This window comes from Cellulomonas sp. ICMP 17802 (genome assembly GCF_041295535.1).
Lineage (GTDB): Bacteria > Actinomycetota > Actinomycetes > Actinomycetales > Cellulomonadaceae > Cellulomonas.
Map to the genome: position 1 here is coordinate 21,077 of NZ_JBGFQZ010000035.1, position 10,685 is coordinate 31,761.

Below are 10,685 nucleotides of genomic sequence, written 5' to 3' on the forward strand. Positions count from 1 at the left end.
GGCCACCCGATCGGCGCGCCCGCGGCGCTCGGACGTCGGCGGGCGTGCGTACCCTGCCCGCATGGACCTGTTCGATGCGGTGACGTCGACGGCCACCGGGCTGCCTGCGGTCGGGGCCGGGGCGCCGCTGGCCGTCCGCATGCGGCCGCGCGAGCTGGGCGAGGTCGCGGGGCAGGAGCACCTGCTGGTGGGCGGCTCGCCGCTGCGCCGCCTGGTGGAGCCCGCGAACGAGGCCGCGCGCCGGGCGGCGCCCACGTCGGTCGTCCTGTGGGGGCCGCCGGGCACGGGCAAGACCACGCTCGCGTACCTCATCGCCGCGACGTCGGGCCGCCGGTTCGTCGAGCTGTCCGCCGTCACCGCCGGCGTCAAGGACGTCCGGGCGGTCATCGAGGACGCGCGGCGCCGGCTCGCCACGGACGGCACCGAGACCGTGCTGTTCATCGACGAGGTGCACAGGTTCACCAAGGCCCAGCAGGACGCACTGCTGCCGAGCGTGGAGAACCGCTGGGTCACGCTCGTGGCGGCCACCACCGAGAACCCGTCGTTCTCGGTCAACTCGCCGCTGCTGTCCCGCTCGCTGCTGCTCACCCTGCAGCCCCTGGACACCGAGGACGTGCGGCGCCTGGTCCGCCGCGCAGTCGAGGACGAACGCGGACTGGGCGGCTCCATCACGCTGGCGGAGGACGCCGAGGAGCACCTGCTGCGGCTGGCGGGCGGGGACGCGCGCAAGGCGCTGACCATCCTCGAGGCGGCCGCCGGCTCCGCGCTCTCCGAGGACGACGCCGTGCCGCCCGTGCTGGTCGACCTGGCGACGATGGAGCGCGCGATCGACGTGGCCGCCGTGCGCTACGACCGCGACGGCGACCAGCACTACGACGTGATCAGCGCGTTCATCAAGTCGGTGCGCGGCTCCGACGTCGACGCGTCGCTGCACTACCTCGCGCGGATGATCGCGGCGGGGGAGGACCCGCGGTTCATCGCCCGGCGGATCGTCATCTCCGCCGCCGAGGACGTCGGCATGGCGGACCCGAGCGCGCTGCAGACGGCCGTCGCGGCCGCGCAGGCGGTCGCCCTGATCGGCATGCCCGAGGCGCGGATCATCCTGGCGGAGGCCGTCGTGCACCTGGCGACGGCGCCCAAGTCGAACGCGGCCTACCTCGGCATCGACCGCGCGCTGGCCGACGTCCGCGCGGGCCGCATCGGCTCGGTGCCGGCGCACCTGCGCGACGCGCACTACCCGGGCGCCAAGCAGCTGGGCCACGGGACGTCGTACATGTACGCGCACGACCAGCCGCACGCGGTCGCCGCCCAGCAGTACCTGCCCGACGAGCTGCAGGGCACCCGCTACTACGAGCCCAGCGACCGCGGCTACGAGCGGCAGGTCACCGAACGCCTCGACCGGATCCGCGCGATCCTCGACGACCAGGCGTGATTCGGGGATCAGGGCCGTCGCGGGGTAGAGTGTCGAGGTCGTCCGCGGGACGGGTGTGCGTGCACGCCCCCGGCCGGACGACCACCTGGGGCCTTAGCCAGCGTCGAGAACAGACGCGACGCATCCACGGTCGGCCCCACGCCCGGCGGAACATCTCCGTCTCCGGGTGTGACGTCTACAACGACAGGAAGTAACTCTGTGAGCAGCGTGACCCGCTCGCGTCGCCAGGTGCGCCTTTCCCGCGCCCTCGGCCTCGCGCTGACGCCCAAGGCCGTCAAGCACTTCGAGAAGCGGCCGTACCCCCCCGGCGAGCACGGCCGTGCGCGTCGTCGCACCGAGTCGGACTACGCGGTCCGTCTCCGCGAGAAGCAGCGTCTGCGCGCCCAGTACGCGCTGCGCGAGAAGCAGATGGCTCGTGCGTACGAGGACGCCCGCAAGGCCCCGGGCCTGACCGGTGAGGCGCTCGTCGAGAACCTCGAGACCCGCCTGGACGCTCTCGTCCTGCGCTCGGGCTTCGCCCGCACGATCCTCCAGGCCCGCCAGGTCGTCGTGCACCGTCACGTCCTCGTCGACGGCAAGATCGTGGACCGTCCCTCCTTCCGCGTGAAGCCGGGCCAGACGCTCCAGGTCAAGCCGAAGAGCCAGGCCACCGTGCCGTTCCAGGTCGCCGCCGCCGGTGCCCACCGCGACGTCCTCCCGGCCGTCCCGGGCTACCTCGACGTGCAGCTCGAGAAGCTGAGCGCCGTCCTGGTCCGCCACCCCAAGCGCGCCGAGATCCCCGTGACGTGCGAGGTCCAGCTGGTCGTCGAGTACTACGCCCGCTGATCCGATCTCCTCACGGACGCCCCGCCGCGCAGTCTGCGCCGCGGGGCGTTCGTGCGTCCGGGGCGGGTAGGGTTTCGGCGGGGTCGAGGACCCCAGGACCAGGAGGCTGGACATGTCGGTGGGTGACGTCGCGGGTCTGATCGCCGCGATCGCGTTCGTGCTGCTCGTGGGCTTCTTGGCGGTCCCGCTGATCAAGCTCGGCCGGGTGCTGGACGAGACGCGGGTCTCGGTCAAGGAGATCACCGACCACACCGTGCCGGTGCTCGACGAGGCCGCCACGCTGGTCGCGTCGTCGAACACGCAGCTGGAGAACATCGACACGGTCACCACGGCGGCCGCGCAGGTGTCGGAGAACGTCTCGGCGCTGACGTCGCTGTTCGCCGCGACGGTCGGCTCGCCCATGATCAAGGCCGCCGCCTTCTCCTACGGTGTCCGCCGCGCCCTGTCGGGCCTGGCGGCGAGCGCACGCCGGAGCCGGTGATGGCGCGCCGACTCACGTGGCTCGCCGTCGGCGTCGTCGTGACGGTGATCGTGATCCGCAAGGGGCGCACGATCGTCGACACGTACCTGCCGGCCGGGACCACCGACGCGGTCGACGGCGTCCAGCGCGTGTCGCACGCGGTGGCCACCCTCAAGCGGGAGTTCCTGGCCGGGATGTCCGAGCGGGAGCAGCAGCTGCGGCACGACCTCGTGGGCGACGCCGACATCGAGACGCTGAAGGCCGAGCGGCCCGAGCGCGTGGCGAACCTGCGCCGCTCCTGGTCGTCGGCCCGCCACCGCGACGCCGACTGGGCCGGCCCGACCGAGGACCCCGACGACGACGACGGCTACACCTTCTTCTGAGCACACGGGAACACCCGAGGCGTCCGATGACGCTGCACCACAGACACGACAGATGGACGACGAGGACACGATGCGTACCGCCGAGATCCGCCAGCGCTGGCTCGACTACTTCGAGGGCAACGGCCACGCCGTCGTGCCCTCGGCCTCGCTGATCTCGCCCGACCCGTCGACGCTGTTCGTCATCGCCGGCATGGTGCCCTTCATCCCCTACATGCTGGGGGAGCAGACGCCGCCGTGGCCGCGCGCGACCAGCGTGCAGAAGTGCGTGCGCACCCTCGACATCGAGGAGGTCGGCAAGACCACGCGGCACGGCACGTTCTTCCAGATGAACGGCAACTTCTCGTTCGGCGACTACTTCAAGGAAGGCGCGATCTCCTACGCCTGGGAGCTGGTCACCGGGTCGCGCGAGACGGGCGGGTTCGGCTTCGACCCCGACACCATCTGGGTCACCGTCTTCCACGACGACGACGAGGCGGCGGCGCTCTGGAAGCAGATCGCCGGCCTGCCCGATGAGCGGATCCAGCGCCGCGGCTGGAAGGACAACTTCTGGTCCACCGGCGCGCGCGGTCCCTCGGGTCCCTGCTCGGAGATCTACGTCGACCGCGGGCCCGAGTACGGCGCGGAGGGCGGTCCCGTGGTCGACGAGGACCGGTACCTCGAGATCTGGAACCTCGTCTTCATGCAGTACGAGCGGGGTGACGGGGGCGGCAAGGAGAACTTCCCGATCCTCGGCGACCTCAAGCAGAAGAACATCGACACCGGCATGGGGCTGGAGCGGGTGGCCTACCTGCTCCAGGGCGTCGACAACTTGTACGAGATCGACGAGGTCTTCCCGGTCATCCAGGGCGCGCAGGAGCTGTCGGGCAGGCGCTACGGCGCGGTCCACGACGACGACGTCCGCATGCGGGTCGTGGCGGACCACGTGCGCAGCGCGCTGATGCTCATGGGCGACGGCGTCACGCCGTCCAACGAGGGCCGCGGCTACGTGCTGCGCCGGCTGCTGCGCCGCTCCATCCGCTCGATGCGGCTCCTGGGTGTCGAGGACCTGGCGCTGCCCACGCTCCTGCCGATGAGCCGGGACGCGATGAGCCCGTCGTACCCCGAGCTCGCGCAGAACTTCGACCGGATCAGCCAGGTCGCGTACGCCGAGGAGGAGGCCTTCCGTCGCACGCTGGCGGCAGGCACGACGATCCTCGACACGGCCGTGCAGTCGGTGAAGAAGCAGGCGCTGTCCGTCCTGTCGGGGTCGCACGCGTTCCAGCTGCACGACACCTACGGCTTCCCGATCGACCTCACGCTGGAGATGGCGGCCGAGCAGGGCGTGTCCGTCGACGAGACCGCGTTCCGCACGCTCATGCAGGAGCAGCGGGACCGGGCGCGCGCCGACGCCCTCGCCAAGCGCGCGGGCCGCGCGGACAACGCGGCCTACCAGGACCTGCACAGCACGCTGAGCAGCGAGAACGCGAAGCCCGTGCAGTTCATCGGGTACACCGACGCGACGGCCCGGTCGCGCGTCGTCGGGCTGCTCGTCGACGGCGTCCCGGCGCCCGCGGCGACCGCGCCGGCGGACGTCGAGGTCGTGCTGGACGTGACGCCGTTCTACGCCGAGGCGGGCGGCCAGCTGGCCGACACCGGCGTCATCGTGCTGGACGGCGGCGCGCGCATCGAGGTCGACGACGTGCAGGCGCCGGTCAAGGGCCTGTCCGTGCACCACGGCCGCCTGGTCGACGGCACCGTCACCTTCGGCGAGTCCGGCACGGCGACCATCGACGTGCACCGCCGCCGCGCGATCGCGCGCGCCCACACGGCGACGCACCTGGTGCACAAGGCGCTGCACGAGTCGCTGGGGGAGTCCGCGACGCAGGCGGGGTCGCTCAACGCGCCGAGCCGGCTGCGGTTCGACTTCCGCTCGCCGTCGGCCACCTCGTCCGAGGTCGTCGCGGAGATCGAGGCGCGCGTCAACGACCGGCTCCAGGACGACCTCGAGATCACCGACTCGGTGATGGGGATCGACGAGGCCCGCGGGCGGGGCGCGATGGCCCTGTTCGGCGAGAAGTACGGCAACGAGGTCCGCGTGGTCGACATCGGCGACGGCTGGTCGCTCGAGCTGTGCGCGGGCACGCACGTGAAGCGGTCGGGCGAGCTCGGGCTCGTCACCCTCCTGTCCGAGTCGGCGATCGGCTCGGGCGTGCGGCGGGTCGACGCCCTGGTCGGCGCGGGGGCGTACGGGTACCAGGCGAAGGAGCGCGCGCTCGTGGGCCAGCTGTCCGGCCTGCTCGGTGCGCGCCCCGACGAGCTCTCCGAGCGCGTGTCCTCGCTGCTCACCAAGCTCAAGGACTCCGAGAAGGAGCTGGCGACGCTGCGGCAGGCGACCCTGCTGGCCCAGGCGGGCGCGCTCGCCGCGGGCGCGCAGACGGTGGGGGAGACCCGCGTCGTCACGCACGACGCGGGCGAGGTCGGCGGCGACGAGCTGCGCACGCTCGTGCTCGACGTCCGCTCCCGGCTCGGCGAGTCGGCCCCGGCGGTCGTCGCGATCGGCGGCGTGAGCAAGGGGCGCCCGGTCGTGGTCGTGGCCACGAATGCGGCCGCGCGGAACCGTGGGGTGCGCGCGGGTGCGCTCGTGCGGACGGCGTCGACCATCCTCGGCGGCGGGGGCGGCGGCAAGGACGACCTGGCGCAGGGCGGGGGCACCGACCCGGCGCGCCTGGCGGAGGCGCTGACCGCCGTGAGCTCGGCGGCGAACGGCTGAGTGTCCGAGAACCCGGGTACCGGTGACGTCGTCGTCCGCGGGCGACGGCTCGGCATCGACGTCGGTTCCGTGCGCGTCGGGGTCGCCACGAGCGACCCCGACGGCCTGATCGCGACGCCGGTGGAGACCCTCGCGCGGGCCACCGCGAAGAAGGGCCGGCTACCGGCGGACCTCGCGCAGGTGGTGCGTGAGGTGCAGGAGCGAGGTGTGGGTGTTGTGTACGTCGGACTTCCCATGCACCTGTCGGGTACCGAAGGCTCCGCATCGGAGGCCGCGCGCGCGTACGCTGTCCAACTGGCGCAGGCCGTCGCACCGGTCCCGGTGCGGTTGGTCGACGAGCGGATGAGCACGGTGTCCGCCCATCACGCGCTGCATGCGTCCGGCCGATCCGGACGCAGCCACCGGCAGGTCGTCGACCAGGCGGCCGCGGTGGTGATCTTGCAGTCCGCGCTGGACGCGGAACGTGCGTCGGGGCGACGCCCCGGTGAACGGGTCGACGTCGACCCGGCGAAGCACGCTCCGGTGGCGCGCGGGGGGGCTGCGGGCGACGCTCAGACGACGGTGGAGTAACGCGCACGTGACCAACAGCCAGACCGACCGGTGGGCCCCTGGAGAACGGAGTGACGAGGTGAGCGACCTTTTCGGTGGAGACACCCGCGTCGCCCCCGTGGAGCACCGCTCCTCCCGTTCCCGCGGCCGGGCCAAGGAGCAGCGCGAGCGCAAGCGGCGTCGTCGTCGCTCGATCTGGGTGCTCGTCGTCGCGGTCCTCATGGTCGCCGGCGCGGGCTACGTCGTCGTCGAGCTCATGGGCGGGATGTTCCAGGGCGCCGGGGGCTCCGGCGGCAACGTCGAGGACTACTCCGGCGTCGGGCACGGCAGCGTGGACGTCGTCATCAAGCCGGGCGACACCGGCGGGCAGATGGCGGCGACGCTGGTCGAGGCGGGCGTGGTCGCCAGCACGAAGGCGTTCAACACCGCGTTCGCGGCCAACCCGCAGGCCAGCTCGATCCAGCCGGGTACCTACCGCATGCTGCTCGAGATGAAGGCGTCCGACGCCGTCACCGCGCTGCTCAACCCCTCGAGCCGGGTCTCCTTCAAGGTCACGGTCCCCGAGGGCCTCACCAAGGACCAGATCCTCGCCAAGATCAACGAGAAGACGCTGATCCCGGTCGAGGACCTCAACGCCGCCCTGGCGGACCCCGCGGCGATCGGCCTGCCGGCCGAGGCCAACGGCAACCCCGAGGGCTGGCTCTTCCCGGCCACGTACGACGTCGAGCCCGACGCGACGGCGGCCAGCGTGCTCTCGCAGATGACCGCGCAGGCGGTCGCGGTGCTCACGCAGAAGGGCGTCCCGCAGGACCAGTGGGAGACCGTGCTCAACAAGGCGTCGCTGGTCGAGCGCGAGGCGCGCCTGGCGGAGGACCGTCCGAAGATCGCGCGCGTCATCGAGAACCGGCTGGCCAAGGAGATGCCGCTCGACATCGACTCGTCGGTGGCCTACGGCCTGAACAAGCCGGGCACGGCCGTCACCACGGCGGACACCCAGGACGCGAGCAACCCGTACAACACGTACAAGAACCTGGGCCTGCCGCCGACGCCCATCGCGTCGCCGGGCACCGCGTCGATCGACGCGGTCCTGTCGCCGGCCGAGGGTGACTGGCTGTTCTGGGTGACGGTGAACCTGGACACGGGCGAGACGCTGTTCGCGACGACGCTCGACGAGCACAACGCGAACGTCCAGAAGCTGCGCGAGTGGCAGGCGGCGAACGGGCAGTGACCTCCTCCGCCCCGCGGCGGGCGGCGGTGCTCGGACATCCGGTGGCGCACTCGCTGTCGCCGACGCTGCACCGCGCCGCGTACGCGAGCCTGGGCCTGGCCGGCTGGCGGTACGACGCCGTCGACGTCACGGAGGAGTCGTTGCCGGCGTTCGTCGCCGGGCTGGACGCGTCGTGGGTCGGGCTGAGCCTGACCATGCCGCTCAAGCAGACGGTGATCCCGCTGCTCGACCACGTCGAGCCGCTGGCCGAGGTGGTCGGCGCGGTCAACACCGTCCTGCTCCAGGGCCGCACGCTGATCGGTGCCAACACCGACGTGCACGGGATCGTCGCCGCGCTCGGTCTGACCGGCCCGGTGCGCTCGGCGGCGGTGCTCGGTGCCGGCGCGACCGCGTCGTCCACCCTCGCCGCCCTGGCGCAGCTCGGGTGCGTGTCGCCGGTCGTGTACGTGCGGTCGGTCGCCCGCGCCGGCGGGCTGATGCGCGCGGCGCACCGCATGGGTGTCACCCCGGTCTACCGCACGCTCGACGCGGCGCCGGGTGAGATCGGGCGGGCGGACGTCGTGGTCTCGACCCTCCCGCCGCACGCGGCCGACCCGCTGGCCGCCGGGCTGACCACCGTCGACGGCGTGCTGCTCGACGTCGCCTACGACCCGCGTCCGACCGCGTTGTCGGTCGCGTGGGCGGCGGCCGGGGGAGCGGTGGTGGGCGGGGAGCGCATGCTGCTGCACCAGGCGGCCGAGCAGGTGCGGCTGATGACCGGGCACCCCGCGCCCCTCGACGCCATGGCGGCGGCGCTCGACGCCAAACTGTCCGCCTGAGTTTCCTCACGCGCACCGCGGTTGCTGCCGATTGACCTCTGGAGACACCCGCGCGGCCACGACCGGCCGCCGGGCCGACCGGAGGGACACGCGTGAAGCAGCTCGGGGAGATCCTGCTCGACGACGGCCTCGTCACCGAGGCGCAGCTGCTGGCCGCGCTCGACGAGACCATGGCCCGCGGCTCGTCGCTCGGGCGCACGCTGGTGGAGCTGGGGGTCCTCACCGAGGGCCAGCTGGTCAAGGCGCTGGCCCACCAGGTGGGCATGGACTTCGTCGACCTCGACGACTACCCCGTGGACCGCACGGCCGTGAGCCTGGTGCCCGGTGCGCTGTGCCGGCGGTACTCGGTCCTGCCCGTCGCCCTCGAGGGCGGGTCGATCGTGCTCGCGACCTCCGACCCCGGCAACGTCATGGCCGTCGACGACGTGCGCTCGGTCTCGGGCATGCCCGTCATCCCGGTGATCGCGACGCACGACAACCTGCTGCGCGCCATCGACCGGTTCTGCCGGGCCGACGACGAGATGGAAGACCTGTCGCAGGCCTTCGAGGACGTCACGGCCGAGCCCGAGGCCGACCTCTCGAAGATGGGGGACATCGCCGACGACGACGCGCCGATCGTGCGCTTCGTCAACCTGCTGGTCACCCAGGCGATCACCGACCGCGCCTCCGACATCCACATCGAGCCGTCGGAGAAGGACCTGCGCGTCCGGTACCGCATCGACGGGGTGCTGCACGAGACCCAGCGCGCGCCCAAGCAGATCACGGGCGGCGTCATCAGCCGCGTGAAGATCATGAGCGACATCGACATCGCCGAGCGGCGCAAGCCGCAGGACGGCCGCATGTCGATCGTGCACAACGGGCGCAAGATCGACCTGCGCGTGGCGACGCTGCCCACCGTGTGGGGCGAGAAGATCGTCATGCGTATCCTCGACAACTCCACGGCGAGCCTCGACCTGCGCGACCTGTCGTTCCTCGAGAGCAACTACGAGACCTACCGGTCGTCGTACACCAAGCCCTACGGGATGCTCCTGGTGACCGGGCCGACGGGTTCGGGCAAGTCGACCACCCTGTACGCGACGCTCAACGCGGTGTCGAAGCCCGAGATCAACGTCATCACGGTCGAGGACCCGGTCGAGTACCGGCTCCCCGGCATCAACCAGGTGCAGGTCAACGTGAAGGCGGGCCTGACGTTCGCCGGGGCGCTGCGCTCGATCCTGCGGTCCGACCCGGACGTCGTGCTGCTCGGTGAGATCCGCGACCACGAGACCGCGCAGATCGCCATCGAGGCCGCCCTCACCGGCCACCTCGTGCTCTCGACGCTGCACACCAACGACGCGCCGTCGGCCGTCACGCGTCTGACCGAGATGGGCATCGAGCCGTTCCTCGTCGGCTCGGCGCTCGACTGCGTGGTCGCGCAGCGGCTCGCGCGCCGGCTCTGCGGGAAGTGCAAGGAGCTCTACCAGCCGTCGCCGGAGGAGCTGATGGCGGCCCGGTTCCCCTGGATGCCGGGCGAGCCGCTCCCCGAGCTCTACCGTCCGGTCGGCTGCGTGACCTGCTCGAAGACCGGCTACCGCGGCCGGCTGGCGCTGCACGAGGTCATGACGGTGACCGAGGACATCGAGCGCCATGCCGTCGCCCACTCGTCGAGCGCCGACATCGCGGCCACCGCCGTCAAGCAGGGGATGATCCCGCTGCGCGACGACGGCTGGCAGAAGGTCGTCCTCGGCGACACGTCGATCGAGGAGATCCTCCGGGTCGTCGCGTAGCAGCGTCGACTCACCAGGGCCCATGCCTCAAGTCGGGCATGCGCGCCGCCGATGAACGGTCCAGAGCGAAGGCCCGGTTCCGGCACGTCCGTGCCGGTCGAGACCAGGTGACCACGTGGAGGGAATGACGTGAGCGAGTCCTACCAGGCACCCACGGGGGAGCCCTCGCGGCCGCTGCCGCCCTACCGTCCCGTCGGGCCGCAGGCGGGTCCGCCCGCCCCTCCCGGCGCCACGGCGATGTTCTCGCCGATCCCGTCGCAGAGCGCGGTCCCGGCGACGCCGCCCCCCGCGGGGCCGCCGCCGTTCCAGCCCGCGCCCGGGGGCGCCTCGCCCGCCGCGGCGTACCAGCCGGCGCCCTCGGGTCCGCCGGCCTACGCCGGACCGCCGCAGCCGCCGACGTCGTTCGTGCCGCAGCAGCCCGCGGTCGCCCCGATGGGCGCCACGAAGTTCTTCATGCCCGCCCAGGCGCCCGCCG

General features: G+C 72.4%; 9 protein-coding genes and 1 pseudogene. All 10 read left to right on the forward strand.

The genetic code is table 11. From position 1 onward, the window contains the following. Positions 1 to 61: 61 nt before the first annotated feature. Positions 62 to 1,432 carry a replication-associated recombination protein A gene (locus tag AB5970_RS17330; protein ID WP_370505191.1) on the forward strand — a complete coding sequence of 457 codons (1,371 nt, stop codon included), beginning with the start codon at positions 62 to 64 and terminating at the stop codon, positions 1,430 to 1,432. Between the two features lie 198 nt (positions 1,433 to 1,630). After that, the gene (rpsD, locus tag AB5970_RS17335; protein ID WP_370505192.1) at positions 1,631 to 2,257 is read left to right on the forward strand and encodes a 30S ribosomal protein S4; all 627 of its coding nucleotides are present in this window, start codon (positions 1,631 to 1,633) and stop codon (positions 2,255 to 2,257) included. A 112-nt stretch (positions 2,258 to 2,369) separates the two neighbouring features. Beyond that, positions 2,370 to 2,738: a DUF948 domain-containing protein gene (locus AB5970_RS17340; RefSeq protein ID WP_370505193.1), complete on the forward strand. Its 369-nt coding sequence runs from the start codon at positions 2,370 to 2,372 to the stop codon at positions 2,736 to 2,738. Continuing rightward, the gene (locus AB5970_RS17345; RefSeq protein WP_370505194.1) at positions 2,738 to 3,100 is read left to right on the forward strand and encodes a hypothetical protein; all 363 of its coding nucleotides are present in this window, start codon (positions 2,738 to 2,740) and stop codon (positions 3,098 to 3,100) included. Before AB5970_RS17340 ends, AB5970_RS17345 begins: the two co-directional genes overlap by 1 nt. A 70-nt stretch (positions 3,101 to 3,170) precedes the next feature. After that, positions 3,171 to 5,849: an alanine--tRNA ligase gene (gene alaS, locus AB5970_RS17350; RefSeq protein WP_370505200.1), complete on the forward strand. Its 2,679-nt coding sequence runs from the start codon at positions 3,171 to 3,173 to the stop codon at positions 5,847 to 5,849. Then, positions 5,850 to 6,419 carry a Holliday junction resolvase RuvX gene (gene ruvX, locus AB5970_RS17355; RefSeq protein WP_370505195.1) on the forward strand — a complete coding sequence of 190 codons (570 nt, stop codon included), beginning with the start codon at positions 5,850 to 5,852 and terminating at the stop codon, positions 6,417 to 6,419. It begins immediately after the preceding gene. A 58-nt stretch (positions 6,420 to 6,477) separates the two neighbouring features. Continuing rightward, complete coding sequence (gene mltG, locus AB5970_RS17360; protein ID WP_370505196.1) at positions 6,478 to 7,626, forward strand: endolytic transglycosylase MltG; 1,149 nt, start codon at positions 6,478 to 6,480, stop codon at positions 7,624 to 7,626. Beyond that, on the forward strand, positions 7,623 to 8,444 hold the full coding sequence (locus AB5970_RS17365; RefSeq protein ID WP_370505197.1) for a shikimate dehydrogenase: 822 nt from the start codon (positions 7,623 to 7,625) through the stop codon (positions 8,442 to 8,444). Before mltG ends, AB5970_RS17365 begins: the two co-directional genes overlap by 4 nt. 92 nt (positions 8,445 to 8,536) lie before the next feature. Continuing rightward, positions 8,537 to 10,210: a GspE/PulE family protein gene (locus tag AB5970_RS17370; protein ID WP_370505198.1), complete on the forward strand. Its 1,674-nt coding sequence runs from the start codon at positions 8,537 to 8,539 to the stop codon at positions 10,208 to 10,210. Between the two features lie 129 nt (positions 10,211 to 10,339). Beyond that, positions 10,340 to 10,685, forward strand: a pseudogene (locus AB5970_RS17375) (type IV pili twitching motility protein PilT); the annotation flags it as partial.